This is a genomic window from Pseudomonas sp. DVZ6, from assembly GCF_024259445.1.
Lineage (GTDB): Bacteria > Pseudomonadota > Gammaproteobacteria > Pseudomonadales > Pseudomonadaceae > Aquipseudomonas > Aquipseudomonas peradeniyensis.
The window spans coordinates 92,773-119,277 of the sequence record NZ_JANCLM010000012.1 but is presented as its reverse complement, the minus strand read 5'-3'; the positions used below and the strand labels follow the sequence as shown (position 1 = coordinate 119,277).

21 protein-coding genes are annotated in these 26,505 nt (G+C 65.3%); 12 read left to right on the top strand and 9 right to left on the bottom strand.

The window, feature by feature from the left end; genetic code table 11:
- Positions 1-83 precede the first annotated feature (83 nt).
- Complete coding sequence (locus tag NMG10_RS09475) at positions 84-1,559, top strand: helicase HerA-like domain-containing protein (protein WP_203647860.1); 1,476 nt, start codon at positions 84-86, stop codon at positions 1,557-1,559.
- Between the two features lie 135 nt (positions 1,560-1,694).
- Here NMG10_RS09475 and NMG10_RS09470 read toward each other — a convergent pair whose 3' ends face one another.
- Together NMG10_RS09470 and NMG10_RS09465 are read right to left on the bottom strand one after the other, a co-directional pair.
- Complete coding sequence (locus NMG10_RS09470; RefSeq protein WP_203647859.1) at positions 1,695-3,167, bottom strand: inorganic phosphate transporter; 1,473 nt, start codon at positions 3,165-3,167, stop codon at positions 1,695-1,697.
- Positions 3,168-3,479: 312 nt separating this feature from the next.
- Complete coding sequence (locus tag NMG10_RS09465; protein WP_050703906.1) at positions 3,480-3,680, bottom strand: hypothetical protein; 201 nt, start codon at positions 3,678-3,680, stop codon at positions 3,480-3,482.
- Between the two features lie 567 nt (positions 3,681-4,247).
- Here NMG10_RS09465 and pcaR point away from each other — a divergent pair.
- The 9 genes from pcaR (at position 4,248) to pcaC (ending at position 13,981) form a co-directional block, all read left to right on the top strand.
- Positions 4,248-5,117, top strand: a complete 870-nt coding sequence (gene pcaR / locus NMG10_RS09460; protein ID WP_254464232.1) for a pca regulon transcriptional regulator PcaR — start codon at positions 4,248-4,250, stop codon at positions 5,115-5,117.
- A 438-nt stretch (positions 5,118-5,555) separates the two neighbouring features.
- Positions 5,556-6,902 carry an MFS transporter gene (locus NMG10_RS09455; RefSeq protein ID WP_203647857.1) on the top strand — a complete coding sequence of 449 codons (1,347 nt, stop codon included), beginning with the start codon at positions 5,556-5,558 and terminating at the stop codon, positions 6,900-6,902.
- A 167-nt stretch (positions 6,903-7,069) separates the two neighbouring features.
- Entirely contained in the window at positions 7,070-7,930 is an 861-nt protein-coding gene (locus tag NMG10_RS09450; protein ID WP_203647856.1) for a CoA transferase subunit A, read from the top strand.
- Positions 7,927-8,706 carry a CoA-transferase subunit beta gene (locus tag NMG10_RS09445; RefSeq protein WP_203647855.1) on the top strand — a complete coding sequence of 260 codons (780 nt, stop codon included), beginning with the start codon at positions 7,927-7,929 and terminating at the stop codon, positions 8,704-8,706. Before NMG10_RS09450 ends, NMG10_RS09445 begins: the two co-directional genes overlap by 4 nt.
- Positions 8,703-9,908, top strand: coding sequence for a 3-oxoadipyl-CoA thiolase (gene pcaF, locus NMG10_RS09440; RefSeq protein ID WP_254464239.1), 1,206 nt, complete (start codon positions 8,703-8,705; stop codon positions 9,906-9,908). Before NMG10_RS09445 ends, pcaF begins: the two co-directional genes overlap by 4 nt.
- Before the next feature lie 214 nt (positions 9,909-10,122).
- Positions 10,123-11,412 carry an MFS family transporter gene (locus NMG10_RS09435; RefSeq protein WP_203647854.1) on the top strand — a complete coding sequence of 430 codons (1,290 nt, stop codon included), beginning with the start codon at positions 10,123-10,125 and terminating at the stop codon, positions 11,410-11,412.
- Between the two features lie 9 nt (positions 11,413-11,421).
- Positions 11,422-12,774, top strand: a complete 1,353-nt coding sequence (locus tag NMG10_RS09430) for a 3-carboxy-cis,cis-muconate cycloisomerase (protein WP_254464231.1) — start codon at positions 11,422-11,424, stop codon at positions 12,772-12,774.
- 12 nt (positions 12,775-12,786) lie between these two features.
- Entirely contained in the window at positions 12,787-13,578 is a 792-nt protein-coding gene (gene pcaD / locus NMG10_RS09425) for a 3-oxoadipate enol-lactonase (protein WP_254464230.1), read from the top strand.
- A 10-nt stretch (positions 13,579-13,588) separates the two neighbouring features.
- Entirely contained in the window at positions 13,589-13,981 is a 393-nt protein-coding gene (gene pcaC, locus NMG10_RS09420) for a 4-carboxymuconolactone decarboxylase (RefSeq protein WP_234560689.1), read from the top strand.
- Between the two features lie 141 nt (positions 13,982-14,122).
- Here pcaC and NMG10_RS09415 read toward each other — a convergent pair whose 3' ends face one another.
- Positions 14,123-14,647, bottom strand: a complete 525-nt coding sequence (locus tag NMG10_RS09415) for a DUF962 domain-containing protein (protein ID WP_203647851.1) — start codon at positions 14,645-14,647, stop codon at positions 14,123-14,125.
- Between the two features lie 92 nt (positions 14,648-14,739).
- Here NMG10_RS09415 and NMG10_RS09410 point away from each other — a divergent pair, with 92 nt between their 5' ends.
- A complete protein-coding gene (locus tag NMG10_RS09410) occupies positions 14,740-15,426 on the top strand; it encodes a Crp/Fnr family transcriptional regulator (RefSeq protein WP_254464229.1) in 687 nt (228 codons plus the stop codon).
- On the opposite strand, the gene NMG10_RS09405 is transcribed toward NMG10_RS09410, so the two are convergent.
- The 5 genes from NMG10_RS09405 to ttgA form a co-directional block, all read right to left on the bottom strand.
- The gene (locus NMG10_RS09405) at positions 15,326-16,309 is read right to left on the bottom strand and encodes a LysR family transcriptional regulator (protein WP_232854637.1); all 984 of its coding nucleotides are present in this window, start codon (positions 16,307-16,309) and stop codon (positions 15,326-15,328) included. The two genes, NMG10_RS09410 and NMG10_RS09405, sit on opposite strands and share 101 nt — an antisense overlap.
- Positions 16,310-16,521: 212 nt before the next feature.
- Positions 16,522-17,775 carry an OprD family porin gene (locus NMG10_RS09400; protein ID WP_254464228.1) on the bottom strand — a complete coding sequence of 418 codons (1,254 nt, stop codon included), beginning with the start codon at positions 17,773-17,775 and terminating at the stop codon, positions 16,522-16,524.
- A 324-nt stretch (positions 17,776-18,099) separates the two neighbouring features.
- Positions 18,100-19,545, bottom strand: coding sequence for an AdeC/AdeK/OprM family multidrug efflux complex outer membrane factor (locus NMG10_RS09395; RefSeq protein ID WP_232854635.1), 1,446 nt, complete (start codon positions 19,543-19,545; stop codon positions 18,100-18,102).
- Positions 19,542-22,694 carry an efflux RND transporter permease subunit gene (ttgB, locus tag NMG10_RS09390; RefSeq protein ID WP_203647847.1) on the bottom strand — a complete coding sequence of 1,051 codons (3,153 nt, stop codon included), beginning with the start codon at positions 22,692-22,694 and terminating at the stop codon, positions 19,542-19,544. The genes NMG10_RS09395 and ttgB overlap by 4 nt, the downstream gene beginning before the upstream one ends.
- Positions 22,695-22,697: 3 nt before the next feature.
- The gene (ttgA, locus tag NMG10_RS09385; protein ID WP_011535416.1) at positions 22,698-23,852 is read right to left on the bottom strand and encodes a toluene efflux RND transporter periplasmic adaptor subunit TtgA; all 1,155 of its coding nucleotides are present in this window, start codon (positions 23,850-23,852) and stop codon (positions 22,698-22,700) included.
- 247 nt (positions 23,853-24,099) lie between these two features.
- On the opposite strand from ttgA, the gene ttgR reads away from it, so the two are divergent.
- A complete protein-coding gene (gene ttgR, locus NMG10_RS09380) occupies positions 24,100-24,732 on the top strand; it encodes an efflux transport transcriptional regulator TtgR (RefSeq protein WP_028690203.1) in 633 nt (210 codons plus the stop codon).
- A 159-nt stretch (positions 24,733-24,891) separates the two neighbouring features.
- Here ttgR and NMG10_RS09375 read toward each other — a convergent pair whose 3' ends face one another.
- Complete coding sequence (locus NMG10_RS09375) at positions 24,892-26,343, bottom strand: MDR family MFS transporter (protein WP_254464227.1); 1,452 nt, start codon at positions 26,341-26,343, stop codon at positions 24,892-24,894.
- Between the last annotated feature and the right edge of the window lie 162 nt (positions 26,344-26,505).

Genomic DNA, 26,505 nt, shown 5'->3' with positions numbered 1-26,505 from the left:
CGGGTTGTTACTGTCTTTCTGGGTAGAATCATTTTGAAATATCGGCTGTCACGCGACGGAACTTGAGCAGGGGATGAAAGAAGATGTCAGATTCCTTACGAATGGTAGTAGGAGCAGGTCCTGATGGTCAGCCGGTATTCCAGTCCATGCGCCTGGCCAACCGGCATGGCCTGGTGGCCGGGGCAACCGGCACCGGCAAAACGGTCACCCTGCAACACCTGGCCGAGCTGTTCAGCGATGCCGGGGTCGCGGTATTCGCCGCGGATGTGAAGGGCGACCTGTGCGGCCTCGGCGCGGCCGGGGCGCCCCAGGGCAAGGTGGCCGAGCGGATCGCCGGCATGCCCTGGCTGAACCACAAGCCCCAGGCTTATCCGGTAAGTCTTTGGGATATCGCGGGGCAATCGGGGCATCCCTTGCGCACCACCCTGAGCGAAATGGGACCGTTGCTGCTGGGCAATCTGCTGGAGCTCACCGACAGCCAGCAGGCCGCCTTGTATGCGGCGTTCAAGGTGGCTGACCGCGAAGGCCTGCTGCTGCTCGACCTGAAAGACCTCAAGGCTCTGCTCGCGCACCTGAAGGACAATCCCCAGCTGCTGGGCGAGGACAGCGCCTTGATGACCAGCGCCTCCACGCAGGCCTTGCTGCGCCGCCTGGCGACCCTGGAGCAGCAGGGCGCCGAGGCGCTGTTCGGCGAGCCGGCGCTGCAACTGGAGGACCTGCTGCGCCCCGAAGGCGATGGTCGCGGGCGTATCCATCTGCTCGATGCCAGCCGCCTGGTGCATGACGCGCCCAAGGTCTATGCGACCTTCCTGCTGTGGCTGCTGGCCGAACTGTTCGAGCAACTGCCGGAGCGTGGCGATGCCGACAAGCCGGTGCTGGCGCTGTTCTTCGACGAAGCGCACCTGCTGTTCAACGGCACGCCCAAGGCGTTGCAGGACCGTCTGGAGCAGGTGGTGCGGCTGATCCGCTCCAAGGGTGTGGGGGTATATTTCGTCACCCAGTCACCAGGCGACCTGCCGGATGCGGTGCTGGCCCAGCTCGGGCTGCGCATCCAGCATGGCTTGCGGGCATTCACCGCCAAGGAGCAGAAGTCGCTGCGCGCCGTGGCCGATGGTTTCCGCCCCAATCCGGCGTTCGACAGCCTGGCGGTGTTGACCGAACTGGGCATTGGTGAGGCGCTGGTCGGGACGTTGGAAGAGAAGGGCACGCCGGCCATGGTCCAGCGGGTGCTGATCGCGCCACCACAGTCGCGGATCGGGCCGTTGAGCGCAGTCGAGCGGCAGGCCCTGATCGCGGCATCGCCGCTGGCCGGGCGCTATGACAAGCCGGTGGACCGTGAGTCGGCCTATGAAATGCTTACCCAGCGCAAGGGCGAGCCGGTGGAGCCGGCGCCCCAGGCCAAGGCCGATGAGGACAGCTTCGCCGACAAGGCCGGTGAGTTCCTGCAGAGCGCGGCGGGGCAGGCCATCAAGTCGGCGGTGCGCCAGGCGGCCAACCAATTGGGGCGGCAGCTGGTGCGTGGGTTGATGGGGTCGTTGTTGGGGGGCAGGAAGCGTTGAGTTCCTGTACCGACCTCTTCGCGGGTAAACCCGCTCCCACAGGGATATCCCACTGCCCTGTGGGAGCGGGTTTACCCGCGAAGAAATACCCACGAAAAAGGCGCCCGAGGGCGCCTTCTTCTATTGCCGTACCACTCAGCCAATGGCCTTGGTGGCTAGCCAGAACAGGCCGGCGGCCAGGCCCATCGTTGCCGGCAGGGTGAGCACCCAGGCCAGCAGGATGGTCTTCACGGTGCCGCCCTGCAGGCCGCTCTTGTTGGCGACCATGGTACCGGCGACACCTGACGACAGCACGTGGGTGGTGGACACCGGCAGGCTGAACACGTTGGCCATGCCGATGGCGCAGGCCGCGGTGATCTGTGCCGACATGCCCTGGGCATAGGTCATGCCCTGCTTGCCGATCTTCTCGCCAACGGTCAGCACCACGCGCTTCCAGCCGACCATGGTGCCCAGGCCCAGGGCCAGGGCGACGGCGACGATCACCCAGAATGGTGCGTACTCGGTGGTGGCTGTCAGGTCCTTGCGCAGTTTCTCCAGGTCGGCCTTTTCACGGGCCTGCAGGCCCGGCAGTTTGCCGACCTTCTTCGCCGTGTCGTCCAGGCACAGCAGGTAGCGACGCACTTCGACGCGCTTCTCGGCGCTCAGGGCGCGGTAGTCGGTCACCCCGGCGAGCGACGATTGCAGCGCGGTGATGGTCGGCTCGGTCTGTTGCGGATTGCAGCTGAACTGTTCCGGCAGATCGCTTGCCTGCGCCTTGCCCAGCGCCAGGAACTCGCCCAGGGTCGCGGCGTTGCGCTGGTAGAACTGGCTAAGGTGCAGGGTGGCGTCGCGGGTGCGCTCGATCTGGTAGGTGGTGCTGTTCAGGTCGAGGACGAACTTGGCCGGGACGATGCCGATCAGCACCAGCATGATCAGGCCGATGCCCTTCTGGCCATCGTTGGAGCCGTGCACGAAGCTCACGCCCATGGCCGAGATCACCAGCACCAGGCGGTTCCAGAACGGCGGGTGCTTCTTGTCGTCGAGCTTGCGGCGCTGGTCCGGGGTCTTGTGCATCTTCGACAGCGGACGCCACCATTTCAGGCCGATCAGCAGCAGGGCGGCGACAGCGAAGCCGGCCATGGGCGAGAGCACCAGGGACATGCCGATGTCGATCGCCTTCTGCCAGTTGACGCCGTCGCCCAGCGGAATGTCGCTGATCAGGGCGTTGGCCAGGCCGACGCCGAGGATCGAGCCGATCAGGGTGTGCGAGCTGGAGGCCGGGATACCGAAGTACCAGGTGCCCAGGTTCCAGGTGATGGCCGCGGCCAGCAGCGAGAAGACCATGGCCAGGCCGTGGCCGGTGTTCACATTGATCAGCAGTTCGACCGGCAGCAGGTGGACGATGGCATAGGCCACCCCGACACCACCGAGCAGAACCCCGAGGAAGTTGAACACACCGGAGAAGAACACGGCCAGGTGCGGTGGCATGGCCTTGGTATAGATGACAGTGGCTACCGCGTTGGCGGTGTCATGAAAGCCATTGATGAACTCGAATGCGAGCACGAAGGTCAGAGCGAGCGTCAGGCTCACGATAACCCAGGCATCCAGTCCGCTGAATAAATCGATCATGAAGGTTGTCTGGCGGTCTTAGGGGGGGCGGATTATGCCAGAAAACCATGGCAATCGATGCACCCGCCACTGACCGATGGCAGGGGAATGACGACCCCGCACCTGCATGGCGCAGGTGAGCTTTCGCGCAAAAACGTCGTAAAAAATCGATAAATTTCAGAAAAATCAGCGATTTGAGACGATTTTCGTAGAGAGCCCGCAATTTAAACGCTTGTATGAAATTTGTGTGATTCCATTTCATATCGAGCATTTTCACCCAGGATGCCTTGCCGCAACCGTTGCTCGATAGCGGCGCCATGACATCGTGTGACTTCACTCGCCGTCGCTGCGCAGTTCCTTTTCGATCTTCTCGATTTCCTGGGCGAAGGCCTGGTCGAGAATGCTGGCGCGTTTACGCCAGGGTTTGCGTTCCGGGTCGGGTTGTGCGGCATAGGTGGTGACTTCACCACCGTAAACATCCTTGTAACGTTCGGCCTGGCGCTCGAGTTCCGCGCGCAGTTCTTCTTTCGTCACAGTAATACCTGAATAGGTTGAAGTTGGGCGTCAGCCGCTAAATACACACGCAGGATGTGGAAATTCAGCAACGCGAACACATCGTTGCACTGCAAGGACAGAGTGTGGGAGGGCGACCTGCGGCGCACCACACGACAAGCCACTGCTCAGGCAGCGGGCAGGCGTCAGGAAGGCAACGAAAGTTTGTCGATTGGATCCGTTATACAGCGCAGACAATCAACATGAGCCGATTATAGCAATCGGCAATTCGAAGGCTATCGTTCTTTACCCGCCATTGACAATAGTCCTGAAGTTATTCTTTGCGGACAGAGGGTTTGTCCGAGCGGACTGCTGAAAGTTCAAGTTGTTGTGGTAGGCAAGTTTGCCGATGGGTGTCGGAAATGAAAACGGCCTCGCTGGGAGGCGAGGCCGTTGCCTGGGACTTCTACGGTGGGTACCTGACCAGTCTCTCCAAAGAAGCCACATGTGGCAGAGGAAAGGTATAAGCAAAAGTGTCAGCGGTCAATTGCGATTATCGGCCGTTCGTTCGATAATCGAACGAGGTAGCGATTTTTTTGAGGCATGTCCATGAGCGAAGAAACCAGCGGCCCGCCAGCGAACGAGCCCGCGCGCAATACCGGCCCCACCCTGGCACCGCCGATCGTGGCGTCCGCGGCCAAGCGCATCCAGGCCTTCACCGGCGATCCGGATTTCATGACCTCCCTGGCTCGTGGCCTTGCGGTGATCCAGGCGTTCCAGGAGCGCAAGCGACACCTGACCATTGCCCAGATCAGCCACCGCACGGAAATTCCCCGGGCGGCGGTACGGCGTTGTCTGCATACGCTGATGAAGCTTGGCTACGCGACCACCGACGGGCGAACCTATTCGCTGTTGCCCAAGGTGCTGACCCTTGGCCATGCCTACCTGTCGTCCACGCCGTTGGCGGTATCGGCCCAGCCCTACCTCGACCGGATCAGCGACCAGCTCCACGAGGCGGCCAACATGGCCACGCTGGAGGGCGACGACATCCTTTATATAGCGCGCTCGGCCACGGTCGAGCGGTTGATCTCGGTCGACCTGTCGGTCGGTGGGCGGCTCCCGGCCTATTGCACGTCGATGGGCCGCATCCTGCTGGCGGCGCTGGACGACGCCAGCCTGCACGAATATCTGGAGCGGGCGGACCTCAAGGCGCGGACCAGCCGTACCCTGCACGATCCGGCATCGCTGTTCGCCTGCATCCAGCAAGTGCGCGAGCAGGGCTGGTGCGTGGTTGATCAGGAACTGGAGCAGGGCCTGCGTTCGATTGCCGTGCCGATCTATGACGCCTCGGGGCAGGTGCTGGCGGCGTTGAACGTGAGTACCCATGTCGGTCGGGTCAGCCGTGGGGAACTGGAGCAGCGTTTCCTACCGATCCTGCTGGCGGCCAGCCAGGACCTGTGTCACCAGTTGTTTGGCTGATCCGCACAGACGCTCCTCATTCCTGCGCACAATCCTGTGGCACCTGCTTCGCCGGTGTTCGCGGCTGAAGCCGCTCCCACGGGATTCCCACTGTCTCAGACGTTGTGCAGTACTTGTGGGAGTGGAGTTTGCACATGACAGTTGCTCGCACAGGAACCGGGCGCTTTGTGTTCGATAAACGCACAGTGTCGTTCCCGACGAATTGCGCCGCCCAGGCCTGCTGATTAATGTCTGTCGCACGAGTCGGCTTCGCCGACCGGACAATAACAACAGGCCCGAGGGCATCCCCATGAAGACCATCCCTTCGCTGTCGCGGCCGCACCCGCGCGCAGTGCTGCTGCACGCCGGCTGATCCAGTTCGCCGTATCCACCGTTTGCTGTTCCTGCGCATCAGCGATGCGCGGTAGCCTGCCTGTGCCCAACTCCCGGATAACAACAATGAACAAGCCACAATCCGCTGTCGGCAACTGCCTCGATGTCCAGTCCCTCATCAATGACCAACCGCTGTCGCGCTATCAATGGCGGGTGGTGATCCTGTGCTTCCTGATCGTCTTCCTCGATGGGCTGGACACCGCCGCCATGGGCTTCATCGCCCCGGCGCTGTCCCAGGAATGGGGCATCGACCGCGCCAGTCTCGGCCCGGTGATGAGCGCCGCGCTGATCGGCATGGTCTTCGGCGCCCTCGGCTCCGGCCCGCTGGCCGACCGCTTCGGGCGCAAGGGCGTGCTGGTGGGCGCGGTGCTGGTGTTCGGCGGGTTCAGCCTGGCCTCGGCCTACGCGACCAATGTCGAGCAACTGCTGGTATTGCGCTTTCTGACCGGCCTGGGCCTGGGGGCGGGCATGCCCAATGCCACCACCTTGCTCTCCGAGTACACCCCGGAGCGGCTCAAGTCGCTGCTGGTAACCAGCATGTTCTGTGGCTTCAACCTGGGCATGGCCGGGGGCGGTTTCATCTCGGCCAAGCTGATCCCGGCCTACGGCTGGCACAGCCTGCTGGTGATCGGCGGGGTGCTGCCGTTGCTACTGGCACTGGTGCTGCTGGTCTGGCTGCCGGAGTCGGCGCGGTTCCTGGTGGTGCGCAACCGTGGCACCGAGAAGGTGCGCCGGACCCTGGCGCCGATTGCTCCGGCGCTGGTGGCACAGGCCGCGAGCTTCAGTGTGCCGGAGCAGAAGGCGGTGGCGGCGCGCAACGTGTTCGCGGTGATCTTCTCGGGTACCTATGGCCTGGGCACCGTGCTGCTGTGGCTGACCTATTTCATGGGCCTGGTGATCGTCTACCTGCTGACCAGCTGGCTGCCGACCCTGATGCGTGACAGCGGCGCGAGCATGGAGCAGGCCGCCTTCATCGGCGCGTTGTTCCAGTTCGGCGGCGTGCTCAGCGCGGTGGCCGTGGGGTGGGCGATGGACCGCTTCAACCCGCACAAGGTGATCGGCGTCTTCTACCTGCTGGCGGGTGTGTTCGCCTATGCCGTGGGGCAGAGCCTGGGCAACATCACCTTGCTGGCCACGCTGGTGCTGGTCGCCGGCATGTGCGTGAACGGCGCGCAATCGGCCATGCCGTCGTTGGCGGCGCGGTTCTACCCAACCCAGGGGCGCGCCACCGGGGTGTCGTGGATGCTCGGGATCGGTCGCTTCGGCGCGATTCTCGGTGCCTGGAGCGGGGCGACGCTGCTGGGTCTGGGGTGGACCTTCGAGCAGGTGCTGACCGCGTTGCTGGTGCCAGCGGCGCTGGCCACCATCGGCGTAGTGGTGAAGGGGCTGGTGAGCCACGCCGACGCGACCTGAGGCGATAGGTACGCGTTAGATAGTAGAGTAACAAATGGTTCGATAATCGCACGAAAGTGCGATTATCGGATTGTTACCATCCCGACAGCCGCCGTAATCTGGGCCCATCGCAGCGACGCAATGGCCCGCTGCTCACTGACTCGACTCGACCTGACCAGGAGTCTCCAATGGCAGCAATCCTCTCGCTTCACGAGGCCGTGAAGCAGTTCATCCAGGATGGCGACAGCGTCGCCCTCGAAGGCTTCACCCACCTGATTCCGACGGCGGCCGGTCACGAGATCATCCGCCAGGGCAAGCGCGACCTGACCTTGGTGCGCATGACCCCGGACCTGATCTACGACCAGCTGATCGGTGCCGGCTGCGCGCGCAAGCTGATCTTCTCCTGGGGCGGCAACCCCGGCGTTGGTTCGCTGCATCGCCTGCGCGACGCGGTGGAGAAGCAGTGGCCGCACGCCATCGAGATCGAGGAACACAGCCACGCCGACCTGGCCAACGCCTATGTCGCCGGCGCCTCCGGCCTGCCGTTCGCGGTGCTGCGGGCTTACGCCGGCTCCGACCTGCCGAAGGTCAACCCGCTGATCAAGAGCGTCACCTGCCCGTTCACCGGCGAGGTGCTTGCCGCCGTGCCGTCGGTGCGCCCGGACGTCACCGTGATCCATGCGCAGAAGGCCGACCGCAAGGGCAACGTGCTGCTGTGGGGCATCCTCGGCGTGCAGAAGGAGGCGGCCCTGGCGGCCAAGCGCTGCATCGTCACCGTCGAGGAGATCGTCGATGACCTGAATGCGCCGATGAATGCCTGTGTGCTGCCGACCTGGGCGCTCAGCGCGGTGTGCCTGGTGCCCGGCGGCGCCCACCCGTCCTACGCCCACGGCTACTACGAGCGCGACAACCGCTTCTACCAGGCCTGGGACCCGATCGCCCGCAACCGCGAGTCGTTCACCGCCTGGATCGATACCTTTATCCATGGCACCCGGGACTTCACCGAATTCCAGGCCAAGCTGGCCAGCACCGCGGAGGCCGCGCAATGAGCTACTCCACTTCCGAAATGATGACCGTCGCGGCGGCCCGTCGCCTGCGCAACGGTGCCGTGTGCTTCGTCGGCATCGGCCTGCCGTCCAAGGCCGCCAACCTGGCACGCCTGACCTCGTCGCCTGATGTCGTGCTGATCTACGAGTCCGGCCCGATCGGCGCCAAGCCGAGCGTGCTGCCGTTGTCCATCGGTGACGGCGAGCTGGCCGAAACCGCCGACACCGTGGTACCGACCGGCGAGATCTTCCGCTACTGGCTGCAGGGCGGGCGCATCGACGTCGGCTTCCTCGGCGCGGCCCAGGTCGACCGCTTCGGCAACATCAACACCACGGTGGTCGGCGACTACCATGCGCCGAAGACTCGCCTGCCGGGTGCCGGCGGTGCACCGGAGATCGCCGGTTCCGCCAAGCAGGTGCTGATCATCCTCAAGCAGTCGCCGCGGGCGTTCGTCGACAAGCTCGACTTCATCACCTCGGTCGGCCACGGCGAAGGCAGCGACTCGCGCAAGCGCCTTGGCCTGCCCGGCGAGGGACCGGTCGGCATCATCACCGACCTGTGCATCATGGAGCCGGAAGCGGGCACCCATGAATTCGTGGTCACATCGATCCACCCGGGCGTGACTCGCGAGCAGATCGTTGCCGCCACCGGGTGGGCGATCCGCTTCGCCGACGACGTGCAGCAGACTGCGGCACCCAGCGATGTCGAGCTGTCCGCCCTGCGCGACCTCGAAGCGCGCACCGCCGCCGCCCATGGCCAGACGGCAGGAGAAGCCTGATGCGTGACGTCTTTATCTGCGACGCCATCCGCACCCCCATTGGCCGCTTCGGCGGCGCCTTGGCCAGTGTGCGCGCCGACGACCTGGCGGCGGTGCCGCTCAAGGCGCTGGTCGAGCGCAATCGGCAGGTGCAGTGGGAACTGCTCGACGAAGTGTTCCTCGGCTGCGCCAACCAGGCCGGCGAGGACAACCGCAACGTGGCGCGCATGGCGCTGCTGTTGGCCGGCCTGCCGCAGAGCATTCCCGGCGTGACCCTCAACCGCCTGTGCGCCTCGGGCATGGACGCCATTGGCAGTGCTTTCCGCGCCATCGCCAGTGGCGAGATGGAGCTGGCCATCGCCGGTGGCGTCGAGTCGATGTCCCGCGCGCCGTTCGTGATGGGCAAGGCCGAGAGCGGTTACTCGCGCAACATGAAGCTCGAGGACACCACCATCGGCTGGCGCTTCGTCAACCCGTTGATGAAGGCGCAGCATGGCGTGGACTCGATGCCCGAGACCGCCGACAACGTCGCTGACGACTACCAGGTGTCGCGCGCCGATCAGGACGTCTTTGCCCTGCGCAGCCAGCAGAAGGCCGCCGCCGCGCAGGCTGCCGGTTACTTCGCCGAAGAGATCGTGCCGGTGCGTATCGCCCATAAGAAAGGCGAGACGGTGGTCGAGCAGGATGAGCATCTGCGCCCGGACACCACGCTGGAGGCGCTGAACAGGCTCAAACCGGTCAATGGCCCTGACAAGACGGTTACCGCAGGCAATGCCTCGGGCGTCAACGATGGCGCCGCCGCATTGATCCTGGCCTCGGCCGAGGCGGTGAAAAAGCATGGCCTGACCCCACGGGCCCGGGTGCTGGGCATGGCCAGTGCCGGCGTGGCGCCACGGGTGATGGGCATCGGCCCGGTGCCGGCGGTGCGCAAGCTGACCGAGCGGCTGGGTGTGGCGGTGGCAGATTTCGATGTCATCGAGCTCAACGAGGCGTTTGCCAGCCAGGGGCTGGCGGTGCTGCGCGAGCTGGGCTTGGCGGACGATGCGCCGCAGGTCAATCCCAACGGCGGTGCGATCGCCCTGGGGCACCCGCTGGGGATGAGCGGGGCGCGCCTGGTGCTGACGGCGCTGCATCAGCTGGAGAAGAGTGGCGGGCGCAAGGGGCTGGCGACCATGTGTGTGGGCGTCGGGCAAGGGTTGGCGCTGGCCATCGAGCGGGTCTGAAGTTGGACTCGCCCCCTGTAGGAGCGGCCTTGTGCCGCGAAAGGGCTGCGCAGCGGCCCCGAGACTTGTGTTCCAACGCGAATACCGCCGGGGGCTGCTACGCAGCCCTTTCGCGGCACAAGGCCGCTCCTACAGGGATCCATGTCCGGCAGGGAACGAGATTGTTACTGGGTATGTCTAGACTTTGCAGTGACCTCCCAGGAGTAAAAACACCATGACTTCCAGCTATTACACCGGCGAAGAACGCAGCAAGCGGATCTTCGCCATCGTCGGCGCCTCGTCGGGCAACCTGGTCGAATGGTTCGACTTCTATGTCTATGCCTTCTGCGCGATCTACTTCGCCCCGGCCTTCTTCCCCTCCGACGACCCCACGGTGCAGTTGCTCAACACCGCCGGTGTGTTCGCCGCAGGCTTCCTGATGCGCCCCATCGGTGGCTGGATCTTCGGCCGCCTGGCCGACCGTCACGGGCGCAAGAATTCGCTGATGATCTCGGTGCTGATGATGTGCGGCGGCTCGCTGATCATCGCCTGCCTGCCCACCTACGCCAGCATCGGCGCCTGGGCACCGGCGCTGCTGCTCCTGGCACGGCTGATCCAGGGCCTGTCGGTGGGCGGCGAGTACGGCACCACCGCCACCTACATGAGCGAAGTGGCCTTGCGCGGCCAGCGCGGCTTCTTCGCCTCGTTTCAGTACGTCACCCTGATCGGCGGCCAATTGCTGGCGGTGCTGGTGGTGGTGATCCTGCAACAGCTGCTCAGCGAGGATGAGCTGCGCGCTTATGGCTGGCGCATCCCGTTCGTGGTCGGCGCCATCGCCGCGCTGATCTCGCTGATGCTGCGTCGCTCGCTGAAGGAGACCAGCAGCGCCGAGACCCGCCAGGACAAGGACGCCGGCACCATCAGCGGGTTGTTTCGCAACCATGCCGCCGCCTTCATCACAGTGCTGGGATACACCGCCGGTGGCTCGCTGATCTTCTACACCTTCACCACCTACATGCAGAAGTACCTGGTCAACACCGCCGGCATGAACGCCAAGAGCGCCAGTTTCGTCATGACCGGCGCGCTGTTCGTGTTCATGATCCTGCAGCCGGTGTTCGGCATGCTCTCCGACCGCATTGGCCGACGCAATTCGATGCTGCTGTTCGGCGCCCTGGGGACGATCTTCACCGTGCCGTTGCTGATGGCGCTGAAGACCGTGAGCAGCCCGTTCATGGCCTTCGTGCTGGTGACCCTGGCGCTGTGCATCGTCAGCTTCTACACCTCCATCAGCGGCCTGGTGAAGGCCGAGATGTTCCCCCCGCAGGTCCGTGCGCTGGGGGTAGGGCTGGCCTATGCCGTGGCCAACGCGGTGTTCGGCGGTTCCGCCGAATACGTGGCACTGGGCTTGAAAACCTTAGGGATGGAGAACACCTTCTACTGGTACGTGACCGCGATGATGGCGGTGGCCTTCCTGTTCAGCCTGCGCCTGCCCAAGCAAGCGGCGTACCTGCACCATGATCACTAAGGACGTTGCATGAGCAACCAACTGTTCGATGCCTACTTCACCGCGCCGGCCATGCGCGAGATCTTCTCCGACCGTGGCCGGCTGCAGGGCATGCTCGATTTCGAGGCCGCCCTGGCCCGTGCCGAGGCGGGTGCCGGACTGGTGCCGCACACCGCGGTGAGCGCCATCGAGGCGGCCTGCAAGGCCGAGCGCTATGACGTGCGTGCCTTGGCCGATGCCATCGCCATTGCCGGCAACTCGGCGATTCCGCTGGTCAAGGCCCTGGGCAAGGTGGTCGCCAGCGGCGTGCCCGAGGCCGAGCGCTACGTGCACCTGGGCGCAACCAGTCAGGATGCGATGGACAGCGGCCTGGTGCTGCAACTGCGTGACGCCCTGGCGCTGATCGACCGCGACCTCGGCAAGCTGGCCGACACCCTGGCCCGCCAGGCGCTGCAGCATGCCGACACGCCGCTGGTGGGGCGCACCTGGCTGCAGCATGCGACGCCAGTGACACTGGGGATGAAGCTGGCCGGTGTACTTGGCGCCCTGACCCGTCATCGCCAGCGCCTCAAGGAACTGCGCCCGCGCCTGCAGGTGCTGCAGTTCGGCGGCGCCTCCGGCAGCCTGGCGGCGCTGGGCAGCAAGGCCTTGCCGGTGGCCGAGGCCCTGGCCGCGCAGCTGAAACTGTCCTTGCCCGAACAGCCGTGGCACACCCAGCGGGACCGCCTGGTGGAGTTCGCCTCGGTACTGGGCCTGGTCGCCGGCAGCCTGGGCAAGTTCGGCCGGGATGTCAGCCTGCTGATGCAGACCGAGGCGGGCGAGTTGTTCGAGCCCGGCGCGCCGGGCAAGGGCGGATCCTCGACCATGCCGCACAAGCGCAACCCGGTGGGCGCGGCGGTGCTGATCGGTGCCGCCACCCGCGTGCCGGGGCTGGTCTCGACCCTGTTCACCGCGATGCCCCAGGAGCACGAGCGCAGCCTCGGCCTGTGGCATGCCGAATGGGAAACCCTGCCGGAAATCTGCTGCCTGGTCTCCGGCGCCCTGCGCCAGGCGCAGCTGATAGCCGAGGGCATGGAGGTGGACGCCGCCCGCATGCGCCGCAACCTGGACCTGACCCAGGGCCTGGTGCTGGCCGAGGCGGTCAGTATCGTGCTCGCCCAGCGCCTGGGGCGCGAGCGTGCCCATCACCTGCTGGAGCAATGCTGCCAGCGCGCCGTGGCCGAGGGGCGCCACCTGCGTGCCGTGCTGGGCGACGAACCGCAGGTCAGCGCCGAACTGTCCGCTGAGGAGCTCGACCGTCTGCTCGACCCTGCCCATTACCTCGGCCAAGCGCGTGTCTGGGTGGCACGCGCCGTGGCCGAACATCAACGATTCACTGCCTGAAAGGAGACCGCTGTGGCGCACCTGCAACTGGCCGATGGCGCATTGCATTACCAACTCGACGGTCCGGACGATGCGCCGGTGCTGGTCCTGTCCAACTCGCTGGGCACCGACCTGCACATGTGGGATGCGCAGATCCCGGCCTGGGCCGAACATTTCCGTGTGCTGCGCTACGACACCCGGGGGCATGGCGGTTCGCAGGTGACCGAGGGCCCCTACAGCATCGAGCAACTCGGTGGCGACGTGCTGGCCCTGCTTGATGCCCTGGATATCGAGAAGGCCCATTTCATCGGCCTGTCCATGGGTGGCCTGATCGGTCAGTGGCTGGGCATCAACGCGGGTAACCGCCTGCTCAGCCTGGCGCTGTGCAACACGGCGGCGAAGATCGCCAGTGACGAAGTGTGGAACACCCGCATCGACACCGTGCTCGCGGGGGGCCGGCAGGCCATGGCCGACTTGCGCGATGCCTCCATCGCCCGCTGGTTCACCCCGGCGTTCGCCGCCGCCGAGCCGGAACGCACCCTGCGTATCTGCCAGATGCTGGCGCAGACCTCGCCGGAGGGCTACGCGTCCAATTGCGCCGCGGTGCGCGATGCCGATTTCCGTGACCAGCTCAACCAGATCCAGGTGCCGACCCTGATTGTCGCCGGTAGCGCCGATGCGGTGACCACCCCCGAGCACGGTCGCTTCATGCAGGCCGGCATCCTCGGCGCCGAGTACGTGGAGTTTGCGGCGGCGCACCTGTCCAATGTCGAGATCGGCGCGCCGTTCAGCCGCCGTGTGCTCGACTTCCTGTCGAGCCGTTGAGGAGTACACCGTGGACGAGAAACAACGCTACGAGGCGGGCATGCAGGTACGCCGTGCGGTGCTGGGCGACGCCCATGTCGACCGCAGCCTGGAGAAGCTCAACGACTTCAACGGCGAGTTCCAGGAGATGATCACCCGGCATGCCTGGGGCGATATCTGGACGCGCCCCGGCTTGGCGCGGCATACCCGCAGCCTGATCACCATCGCCATGTTGATCGGCATGAACCGCAATGAAGAGCTCAAGCTGCACCTGCGCGCCGCCGCCAATAATGGCGTGACGCGGGAGGAGATCAAGGAGGTGATCATGCAGAGCGCGATCTACTGCGGGATCCCGGCGGCCAACGCCACGTTCCACCTGGCCGAGTCGGTGTGGGATGAACTGGGGGTGGAGTCGCGGCTGTAGGCTTGCGCGCTTCCCTGTAGGAGCGGCCTTGTGCCGCGAATGGGCTGCGCAGCAGCCCCATCGCGGGGGACGCCGAAGCTGCCGGGCCGCTTTGCGGCCCTTTCGCGGCACAAGGCCGCTCCTACAGGCCTCGAGGTGGGGTCAGATCGCCGCTTTCTTCTGGCGGATGGCCACCGGCCCGGCATTGGCCTCCACGGCCTTTTTCAGCTCAGGGCACAGCCCGGCCATGAACGCCAGCTCCGCCACCACGAACAGCGGTCCGATGATCAGCCCACTCAGGTCATCGACGAACGCCGGCTTGCGCCCTTCGTACCAGTGGCCGACGAACTGGATGATCCAGCCCACCACGAACGCACCCAGCCCGGCACTCAGCCACAGCCCGGTGCTCTGCACGGCCAGTGCCTGGCCGGCCCACAGGCACAGCCCCAGCAGCAGGCCCATCACCAGCCCGAAGCGCAGGTCCAGGCGCAGGTAGAACCACACCGACCAGCCCGCCAGCAGCAGGGCCGGCGACAGCCAGACGCCGGCCAGGTCCCAGCCGGGGCGCGACAGCAGGATGGTCACGGCCAGCACGATCAGCGGAATGCCGATGAAGTGGGTGGCGATGTTGCGCGGATCGCGGTGGTAGGCCGCGTATTGACTCAGGTGCTCGACGAGGTTTTTCATTGTTGTTCCTCCATCAGGGGTGAGCGCAGCTTGCCCCTGTTCAGTCACCGTCGTCTGTCGCCTGGCCGACAGAGTTCGTTTTGCGAGGCGCCATGCACGACCCGCGTACCCAGCTGCTGCATGGCCAGTGGTTCCGGCAATTGCCCGCTACCGTTCAGGATAGCCTGCTGGCCCTGGGCCGTGCGCGTGAGCTGGCGCCGGGGCAATGCCTGTTCCAGCGCGGTGATGCGCCCTGTGGCCTGTATGCGGTGCTGGAGGGGGCGATGCGGGTCGGCGCGGTCAGCAGCGAAGGCAAGGAGGCACTGTTGACGCTGGTCGAGTCGCCCCACTGGTTTGGCGAGATCAGCCTGTTCGATGGCCAGCCGCGTACCCACGACGCCTATGCCGAAGGGCCGACGCGCCTGCTGTGGAACCCCCAGGCGCCGCTGCTCGAGTGGCTGGCGCGCGAGCCTGTGCACTGGCGCGACCTGGCCTTGTTGATGAGCCACAAGTTGCGCTGGGTGTTCGTTGCCCTGGAGCAGCAGAGCCTGCTGGCCGCCGCGCCGCGGGTGGCCCAGCGCCTGCTGCAGATGGCCGAAGGCTATGGCGAGCGCGATGTCGCCCAGTGGCGGTTGCAGGTGTCCCAGGAACAGCTGGCGCTGATGTTGTCGCTGTCGCGCCAGACCATCAACCAGATCCTCAGGAGCTTCGAGCAGTCCGGCGTGGTGCGCCTGGGCTATGGCGAGGTGGAGATTGTCGATGCCCGGCGTCTGCGGGCGATGGGGCAGCATCCAGGCTGACCAGGGTGTCGATCATCGCCCGCGCCGCCGGTGACAGGCGATAGCCGCTGCGGCTGATCACCCCGCAGCGCACGCTGAGGACCTCCAGGCCCGGCGGCAGGTTGCGCCAGTGCAGGCGCACCAGATCGCCGGTGGCCAGGTCCTCGGCCACCGCCTCCTCGCTGGCCGTGCCGATGGCGTCGCTGGCCAGCACCACGCTGCGCAGCACCGCCAGGTGCTCGGTCTGCAGGTGCGGGGTGAAGTCGCTGCGTCCGCTGAGGTTGGCCAGGCGCTTGCGCACGCCCGGCGCCAGCAGCGCACTGGCCAGTGGGTAGGCGAACAGGTCGTTGGTCGACAGGCTGTCCTTGGCCAGCAATGGGTGACCCGGGCGGCAGAAGAACAGGCCGGGGCGCGGGGTCAGCGCTTCGGTGTGGAAGTTCGGATCGGCCTCGAAGGGGCGCACGTCATCGACGAAGAACTCGATCTGCTCTCGCCGCAGCGCCTGGCTCAGGCGTTCGGCGTTGTCCACCAGCAGCGCGGTGCGGATGCCTGGGTGGCGATCGATGAACTGTTGCAGGGCCTGGGGCACCAGGCGCACGGCCAGGGCCGGGCCACTGCCGAAATGCAGTTCGCCGGCATCGAGCTTGGTCATCTGCAGCACGTCGTTGTTCAACTGCGCCGCGCCTTGCACCAGGCGGCGGGCGTGTTGCAGTACCACCTGCCCCTCGGGGGTAGGGGGCAGTGACTTGTTGGCGCGATCAACCAGGGCGCATCCGAAGGTCTGCTCGAGGTTCTGGATGGCGCGGCTGAAGGCGGGTTGGGTGATGCCCATGGCTTCGGCGGCGCGGACGAAACTGCGGTATTCGGTGAGGGCGATGAAATAGCGCAGTTGGCGGAGGTCCATGCTCGGGCTCTGGTGCGGGGATCAGGGCTCGGTTTTAGCGGGTTGCCATATATAACGTCAAAGAATTTTATTTGATTTATATATTCCTTTAGATTCTTTAGTGTGGCCACCGGCCTCTTCGCGGGTAAACCCGCTCCCACAGGTATAACACTGGACTCCAAGGCTGTGCTGTCCCTGTGGGAGCGGGTTTACCCGCGAAGAGGCCAGACCTGCTAAAGCAGGTTCAGCGGATAACTGACAATCAACCGGTTCTCGTCGAACGCATTGCTGCTGAAGTCCCTGCGCATGGTCGAGTTGCGCCATTTCACCGACAGGTCCTTGAACGTCCCGGCCTGCACCACATAGGCCAGCTCGGTCTCGCGGGCCCACTCCTTGCCATCGTCCACCCCGCCGGCATGCACGTTGTCACCCTTGATATAGCGGTTCATCAGGGTCAGCCCGGGGATGCCCACGGTGACGAAGTTGAAGTCATGGCGCACCTGCCAGGAGCGCTCCTTGGCATTATCGAAGCTGGCGTTGTAGCTGTCGTTGGCCAGGGTACCGCCGCTGGTGCCGTTGACCCGCATCCAGGCGTCGTCGCCGCTGACCTTCTGCAGGCCGACGTAGAAGGTGTGGCCCTGGTAGCGCGCCGAGAGCATGGCCGAGGCGGTGCGGTTGTCGAGGTCGCCGGCGCGGGCGCTGCCGTCTTCCTTGCCGAGGAAGTAGCCCAGGTTGGCGCCCAGGGTCCAGTCGCCCAAGGGCTGGCTGTGCACCAGGTTCAGGTACTGCTGGCGGTAGATGTCCTTGAGGCGGGCGTCCCACAGGCCGACCATCGTGCGCTTGTCGTTGAAGCTGTATTCGCCACCGGCGAAGTCGAAGCGGTCGGAGGTGATGCCGGCGCGCCCCTGCATGAACATGTCTTCCATGCTCGCGTCGTTGCGCGGGCTGTTGCCGCGGAACTGGCCGGCATAGAGGGTCAGGCCGTCGAGCTCCTTGGAGGTGAGCTGGCCGCCGCGGAAGGTCTGCGGCAGCGAGCGGCCATCGTCCGAACGCAGGATCGGCAGCACCGGCATCCACTCGCCGACCTTGAGTTCGGTCTGCGACAGGCGCGTCTTCAATGCCACGCCCAGGCGGCCGAAATCATCGGCCGGGCGGCCATCGTCATGCACCGGCAGCAGGTGGGTTCCGGCCGTGCCCTTGCCGCCATCGAGCTTGACCGAGTACAGGCCCAGCACGTCCACACCGAAGCCAACGGTGCCCTGGGTGAAGCCGGAACGGGCGTCGAGGATGAAGCTCTGGGTCCATTCCTCGGCTTTGCCCTGGGGGTTGGCCGGGTCGACGAAGTTGCGGTTGATGTAGAAGTTGCGCAGGTTGAGGCTGGCCTTGGCGTCTTCCAGAAAACCGCTTTCGGCGGCGACGGCGGGCAAGGCGCAGGACAGGGCCAACAGGCCCGGCAGCAGCTGGCGTGCGGGTTGCAAAGTGCTCATCTGTCGTGGATCTCTTGTTTTTATTGGGCGAGCCGGTGCGCTGCGGGTGCGGGCCGCAGGGTCGGGCGTCTTTAGAGAGAGCTTGTGCAACGTTGCGTGGGCGATGGTGCGGGGGAGGGTGGGGGCGAGGCAATTCGCGGAACGCGGAATGGGGCGATTATCGAACGTAATGTTGGCCGACCGGCATCGCGGGGCAAGCCCGCTCCCACGTTGCGATACCTCAGGTTGAAGAGCAACGTGGGAGCGGGCTTGCCCCGCGATGAGGCCCGTGCGGGCAACAAAAAGCCCACCGCAAGGGTGGGCTTGATGCCGTTACCGCTCCAATCAGCCTTTCGGCGTCTGGATCGAGGCCTGCTGCTGGGTCTGTTCGTACCAGCCGCCACCGAGGGCCTTGTACAGGTTGACCTCGCTGACCAGCTGCGACAGGCGATCGCCGATCAGCGACTGCTGGGCGCTGAACAGGTTGCGCTGGGCGTCGAGGAAGGTCAGGTTGCTGTCGATGCCGATGCGGTAGCGACGCTCGGCCAGGCGGTAGTAGTCCTGGTTCGCCGCCACCAGGTCGCGTTGCGCCTGCAACTGCTCTTCGAACGTCTTGCGTGCGGCCAGGCCATCGGCGACTTCCTGGAAGGCGGTCTGGATGGTCTTCTCGTACTTGGCGACGTTGATGTCCTTCTGGATCTTCGAGTAGTCCAGGCTGGCCTTGAGGCTACCGGCATTGAAGATCGGCAGGTTGATCTGCGGCTGGAACAGCCAGGTGCCCGAGCCACCCTTGAACAGCCCGCCCATGTCCGGGCTCAGGGTACCGGCGTTGGCGGTCAGGCTGATGCTCGGGAAGAACGCGGCGCGGGCGGCGCCGATGTTGGCGTTGGCGGCCTTGAGCAGGTGCTCGGCTTCCTGGATGTCCGGACGACGTTGCAGGATGTCGGACGGCAGGCCGGCCGGCACTTCGGCCAGCTGGTCGGCATTGAGCTCCAGCGGCTTGGGCAGGGTGGCCGGCACGCCGGTGCCCACCAGCACGGTGAGGCTGTTCAGGTCCTGGGCGACCAGGCGCTGGTACTGCGACAGCTTGACCCGCGCGCCTTCGACGGCGGTGCGGGCCTGGCTCAGGTCCAGCGCCGAAGCCACGCCCACCTCATTGCTGCGGCGGGTCAGGTTGTAGCTCTCTTCGTACGTCTTGAGCGTTTCTTCGGTCAGCTTCAGCAGCGCCTGGTCGGCCTGCCAGGTGTAGTAGGCGTTGGCCACGCTGGCCACCAGGCTGATCTGCGTGGAGCGGCGCGCCTGCTCGCTGGACAGGTAGGTTTCCAGGGCCTGCTGGGTCAGGCTGCGCACACGGCCGAACAGGTCCAGCTCATAGGCGCTGACACCGAGGGTGGCCGAGTACTGGCTGCTGATGGTGGATTCGCCGGTCTGCGACATGTTGGCCGGCATCCGCTGGCGGCTGCCGCTGCCATTGGCCGTCACGGCCGGCAGCAGGTCGGCGCGCTGGATACGGTACTGGGCGCGGTAGGCGTCGATGTTCAACGCCGCGACGCGCAGGTCGCGGTTGTTTTCCAGCGAGGTCTGGATCAGCTGCTGCAGCGCCGGGTCGTGGAAGAACTGGCGCCAGCCTTGCTCGGCCGCGGCGACGTTGGCCGACTCGGTCGGCGAGTACGCAGGGCCTTGCGGCCACTGCGCCGCCACCGGCGCCTCAGGCGTCTGGTAGTCGGGGATCAGCGAGCAGCCGCCGAGGATGAAGGCGGTTACCGCCAGGGACAACAAAGACTTGGTCATTGCCCAGCCTCATAACGTGGAGTTTCAGGGGTGGCGTGTTCTTTCGGCTCTTTGCTGCCGAACAGCGACGACACTGCGACGAAGAATAGCGGTACCCAGAAGATCGCCAGCACGGTCGCACTGATCATGCCGCCGATCACACCGGTACCGATGGCGTGCTGGCTGCCGGCGCCGGCGCCGCTGGCGATGGTCAACGGTACCACGCCGAGGATGAACGCCAGGGAGGTCATGATGATCGGGCGCAGACGCATACGGCAGGCCTCGATGGCCGCGTCGTACAGGCTTTTGCCCTGTTCGTGCAGTTCCTTGGCGAATTCGACGATCAGGATGGCGTTCTTCGCCGCCAGGCCGATGGTGGTCAGCAGGCCGACCAGGAAGTACACGTCGTTGGACAACCCGCGCAGGCTGGTGGCGAGCAGTGCACCGATGATGCCCAGCGGCACGACCAGCACCACCGCGATCGGGATCGACCAGCTTTCGTACAACGCTGCCAGGCACAGGAACACGAACAGCACCGAGAGGGCGAACAGCGCCGGCATCTGCGAGCCGGAGAGTTTTTCCTCGTAGGACATGCCGGTCCAGGAGAAGCCGATGCCGGTTGGCAGTTCGCCGGCGATGCGCTCGACTTCGGCCATGGCCTCACCGGTACTGTAGCCCGGTGCCGGGGTACCGAGGATCTCGACCGCCTCAACGCCGTTGTAGCGCGACAGCTTCGGCGAGCCATAGCTCCATTCGCCCTTGGCGAAGGAGGAGAACGGCACCATCTCGCCCTTGCCGTTGCGCACGTACCACTTCTGCAGGTCTTCCGGGCTCATCCGCGAGTTTGGCTCGCCCTGGATGTAGACCTTCTTGACCCGGCCACGGTCGATGAAGTCGTTGACGTAGCTACCGCCCAGGGCGATCGACAGGGTGTTGTTGATGTCGGCGATGGTCACGCCCAGGGCACTGGCGCGTTCGTCGTCGATGGTCAGTTGGTACTGCGGCTCGTCGTTCAGCCCGTTCGGACGCACGGCGCTGAGGATCTTGCTCTGCGCGGCCTTGGCCAGGAACTGGTTGCGCGCTTCCATCAGTTTCGCGTGGCCGACGCCGGCGCGGTCCTGGAGGAACACGTCGAAGCCGGTGGCGTTACCCAGTTCGAGCACCGCCGGCGGGGCGAAGGCGAACACCATCGCGTCGCGGAAGCTGAAGAAGTGCATCTGCGCGCGCTGGGCGAGGGCGAACACGCTGTTCTCCTTCGAGCGCTCGTCCCACGGCTTGAGCATGATGAACGCCATGCCCGAGCTCTGGCCACGACCGGCGAAGTTGAAGCCGTTGACGGTGAACACCGATGCCACGGTATCGGCTTCCTTGTCGAGCAGATACTCGCGCATCTGGTCGACCACCACCTGGGTGCGTTCGGCACTGGAGCCGGCCGGGGTCTGCACCTGGGCGAACAGCACGCCCTGGTCTTCCTCGGGCAGGAACGCGGTGGGGATGCGCGCGAACAACCAGATCATGCCGACCACGATCAGGGCGTAGGCCAGCAGGAACGGGATCTTGTTGCGCAGGATGGTGCCGACGCTGCGTTCGTAGCCGACGACGCTGCGGTCGAAGTTGCGGTTGAACCAGCCGAAGAAGCCGCGCTTGGCCACATGGTGCTCGCCCTTCTTCAGCGGCTTGAGCATGGTGGCGCACAGGGCCGGGGTGAAGATCAGCGCCACCAGCACCGACAGGCCCATGGCCGAGACGATGGTGATGGAGAACTGGCGATAGATCACACCGGTGGAACCGCCGAAGAACGCCATTGGCAGCAGTACCGCCGACAGCACCAGGGCGATACCCACCAGGGCGCCCTGGATCTGCTCCATGGAGCGCTTGGTCGCCTCCTTGGGCGGCAACCCTTCCTCGGACATCACCCGCTCGACGTTCTCCACCACGACGATGGCATCGTCCACCAGCAGGCCGATGGCCAGGACCATGGCGAACATGGTCAGGGTGTTGATGCTGAAGCCGGCGGCGGCAAGGATGCCGAAGGTACCCAGCAACACCACCGGCACGGTCATGGTGGTGATGATGGTGGCGCGGAAGTTCTGCAGGAACAGGTACATCACCAGGAACACCAGGACCACGGCCTCGATCAGGGTGTGGATCACCCCGCTGATCGATTCGGTGACCACCGGGGTGGTGTCATACGGGAACACGGCCTTCACGCCCGGCGGGAAGAACGGCTCCAGGTCGCTGATGGTGGTGCGCAGCGCCTTTGCGGTGTCCAGGGCGTTGGCGCCGGTGGCCAGCTTGACCGCCAGGCCCGAGGCCGGCATGCCGTTGTACTGGGCACTGATGGCGTAGTTCTCGCCGCCCAGGCCGACCGTGGCGACATCCCCCAGGCGGACCTGGGAACCGTCGTTGTTGACCTTGAGCAGGATCTTCTCGAACTGCTCGGCGGTCTGCAGGCGGGTCTTGCCGATGATGGTGGCGTTGAGCTGGGTACCCGGCAGTGCCGGCAGGCCGCCGAGCTGGCCGGACGAGACCTGGACGTTCTGCGCGGCCACGGCGGTGCGCACGTCGACCGGGGTCAGCTGGAACTTGTTCAGCTTGGCCGGATCCAGCCAGATGCGCATGGCGTACTGCGCACCGAACACCTGGAAGTCACCGACGCCCGCGGTCCGCGAGATCGGGTCCTGCATGTTGGAGACGATGTAGTTGGCCAGGTCGTCCTTGCTCATGCTGCCGTCTTCGGACACCAGGCCGATCACCAGCAGGAAGTTCTTCACTGCCTTGGTGACGCGGATACCTTGCTGCTGCACTTCCTGCGGCAACAGCGGGGTGGCCAGGTTCAGCTTGTTCTGGACCTGGACCTGCGCGGTGTCGGAGTTGGTGCCCTGCTCGAAGGTGGCGGTGATGGTCATGCTGCCGTCGGAGTTACTTTCCGACGACACATAACGCAGGTTGTCGATACCGTTGAGCTGCTGCTCGATCACCTGCACCACGGTGTCCTGCACCGTCTGCGCCGAGGCGCCCGGGTAGGTCACGGAGATGGCGATGGCCGGCGGGGCGATGCTCGGATACTGGTTGATCGGCAGCTTCAGGATCGACAGGGCGCCGACCAGCATGATCACCAGGGCGATCACCCAGGCGAAGATCGGGCGATCGATAAAGAACTTCGACATGGTTTACTCCGCTTTGGCGTCGGCTTTGGCCGTGTTGGCCTGAGCAGGGCCGGCCGGCTTCTTGACGTTGGTGGCTTCGCTGACCTTGACCTCGACGCCCGGTCGCACGAATTGCAGCCCTTCGGTGATCAGACGGTCGCCCGGGTTCAGGCCTTCCTCGATCAGCCAGTCGCTACCCAGGGTGCGGCTGGCCTTGAGCTGGCGCAGTTCGACCTTGTTCTCCTGGTTGACCACCAGCGCGGTCGGCGCGCCCTTGAGGTCGCGGGTCACGCCCTGTTGCGGGGCCAGGATGGCGTTGGCGTTGACCCCGGCCTTGAGCCGCGCATGGACGAACATGCCGGGCAGCAGGGTGTGGTCGGGGTTGGGGAAGATCGCGCGCAGGGTGACGGAACCGGTGGTCTCGTCGACCGCGACTTCGGAGAACTCCAGGCGACCCTGCTGCTTGAACAGGCTGCCGTCTTCCAGCACCAGCTGCACCTGGGCGGCGTTGTCGCCGGCCTTCTGCAGTTGGCCGCCTTCCAGGTCACGGCGCAGCTTGAGCAGCTCGGCGGTGGACTGGGTGACGTCGACGTAGATCGGGTCGAGCTGCTGGATGGTGGCCATGGCGTTGGTCTGGCCGTTGTTCACCAGGGCGCCTTCGGTGACCGAGGAGCGACCGATGCGGCCACTGATCGGCGCCAGCACCTTGGTGTAGCGCAGGTCGATCTGGGCGCTCTTGAGCGAGGCCTCGGCCTGCAATCGTTTGGCGTTGGCGTCGTCGTATTCCTGCTTGGAGACGGCCTGCTCGTCGATCAGTTGCTTGTAGCGTTCGGCCAGCGAGCGGGTAGCCTGCAGGTTGGCCTGGGCGTTGGCCAGGGTCGCCTCGTAGACGGCCGGGTCGATCTGGTAGAGCTGCTGCCCTTCCTTGACGTCGGTGCCTTCCTTGAACAGGCGCTTGAGAATGATGCCGTTCACCTGCGGACGAACCTCGGCCACACGGTAGGCGCTGGTGCGCCCCGGCAGTTCCGAGGTCAGGGTGAAGGCTTGCGGTTGCACGGTCACGACGCCGACCTGAGGAGCCTGGGGCGCTGGCGCGGCTTCCTCTTTCTTACAGCCACTGAGCAGGGTTGCCAGGGCCACGGCGGAAACCAGGGCGGTTACGGCTGGCTTGAATTGCATGAGGATCCTCGGGTCGCAGGAGCAAGGGAGCTCAAGAATATAGTGGAAGTGTCTTATGAGAAAAACGCTATCCGGTGGATAAATAGCTTGCTAATGAATATACTTACATTCATGGTTGTTTGTAAATACCGTCGGTGAGTCGCCGCGGATCGTCCACATGCACCCGGGAGCGGCCCATGTAGCGCCTGCCCCGGCCTGATTCCCGCCCGCCGGATGCGCAGGCGGGGCCTGATGAGGTTGTACTGCCATGGTCCGTCGAACCAAAGAAGAAGCCCAGGAAACCCGTGCCCAGATCATCGAGGCGGCGGAAAAGGCCTTCTACAAGCGCGGGGTCGCGCGCACCACCCTGGCCGACATCGCCGAGCTCGCGGGGGTGACCCGCGGGGCAATCTACTGGCATTTCAGCAACAAGGCGGAGCTGGTGCAGGCGCTGCTCGACAGCCTGCACGAGACCCATGACCACCTGGCCCGGGCCAGTGAAAGCGAGGACGAACTCGACCCGCTCGGCTGCATGCGCAAGCTGTTGCTGCAAGTGTTCAACGAGCTGGTGCTCGATGCCCGTACCCGGCGTATCAATGAAATCCTGCATCACAAGTGCGAGTTCACCGACGACATGTGTGAGATTCGCCAGCAACGCCAGGGCGCGGTGCTGGACTGCCATCAGAGCATCGCCTTGGCCCTGGGCAATGCCGTACGTCGTGGCCAGTTGCCCGGGGAGCTCGATATCGATCGGGCTGCCGTGGCCATGTTTGCCTATGTGGATGGCCTGATCGGCCGCTGGCTGCTGCTGCCGGACAGCTTCGATCTGTTGGCCGATGTCGAAAAATGGGTCGATACCGGGCTGGATATGCTGCGCTTGAGCCCGGGCTTGCGCAAATGACACTTTGTTAAGGATTGTGAGGAAGTGTTACTCCCATCCTATTAACGCAGAATTAATAACGTGGGAGCGGCGGTGCGCCGATGCGACTTGCCCCGCGATGAGCCCTCTCAGGCCATGATGTCGCCAGGGCGGACCTATCGCGGGGCAAGCCCACAATCCTCAGCGCCCACGCAACTGCGGGTCCGGCAGTGCCAGCGCCGCCAGCAGTCCGATCAGCGAAGCCCCGGCACTGACCAGCAACAGGTCGCGGAAGGTTTCCAGCAAGCGCAGCTGGGTCTGCGGATCCGCCTCGCCCGCCTTGAGGCTGCCCAGCAATGGGTTGCCCAGCATCTCCAAGCCGCCCTGATGCAGCAGCGCCAGCAGCAGGCTGGACATGCACGCCACGCCCATCGCCCCGCCGAGCGAGCGGAACAGGTTGGTGGTGCTGGTCGCCACGCCGATGTCCCGGCTGTCCACCGCGCTTTGCGTGCCCACCAGCGAGGTGGGGAACTGCAGGCCGCAGGCGATCCCGGTCAGTAGCATGAACAGTGCGCTGAGCAACCCCGATTGCGGCGGCGTCAGCGCCATGGCGGCGATGGCCAGCGGCATCAGCAGCGCACCGGTGAGGATCTGCGGCTTGAAGCGGCCGGTGCGGCTGGTCATGCGCCCGCCGGTGAAGGCACCGATGGGCAGACCCATGGCCAGCGGCAGCAGGTGCAGTGCCGCGCTGTCAGCGCCGGCCCCGGTGATGCCCTGGTAGCGCAGGGGCATGAGCATGGTCAGCGAGATCGATTGGAAACTGGCGAAGGAAATCACGCACCAGCACAGCACCGCGACCCGGTTGCCGAACAGGCCCAGCGGCAGCAGCGGCTCACGGCAACGGCGCTCGTGGGCGATGAATGCCAGCAGCCCGAGCAGCGCGCAGCCCAGCAGCGCCAGCACCTGCGGCGACAGCCAGGCATGCCCCTGGCCGACCAGGGTGATGCCCAGCAGCAGGCTGCCCAGGCCGAGGATCATCAACACCGCGCCCAGGTAGTCCACCCGGGCCTCGCGGCGCTTGACCGACAAACCGTCCAACGCCCGGTGGATCACCCAGAGCGCCACCAGCCCCAGCGGCAGGTTGATCCAGAACACCCAGCGCCAGGAAAGATACTCGGTCAGCCAGCCGCCGAGCACCGGCCCGGCGACACTGGCCAGGGCATACATGCTGCTGAAATAACCCTGGTAGCGGCCGCGCTCGCGGGGCGGCACGTAGTCGCCGATGATCGCCTGGCTCACCGACACCATGCCGCCAGCGCCGATGCCCTGGAGCACCCGCGCCAGCACCAGCTGCGGCATGTCCTGGGCCAGGCCGCAGGCCACCGAGGCCAGGGTGAACAGGGCAGTGCCGGTGAGGATCATGCGCCGCCGGCCATACAGGTCGCCGAGCTTGCCGTAGATCGGCACGGCGATGGTCATGGCCACCATGTAGCCGGAGATGACCCAGGCCAGCAGCCCGACATCATTGAATTGCGCGGAAATCGCCGGCATGGACACGGCGACGATGGTCTGGTCGAGGGCGCCGAGGAAGATCGCCAGCATCAGGGCGGTCAGGACGCTGCGCAGGACGGTGGGGGGCAGGGCGGCGGTCACGTTCGGTTCCTTTTTCTTGTAGGAGCGGGCTTGTCCCGCGAACACCGGCCAAGCCGGTGCCATGCAGTGCGGTGTGGCCATCGCGGGGCAATCCCACTGCCACCAGCGAGACAATTGTACCCTGAGTTACATAGCTACCTATGTACTCCGTGCATCCCCTAT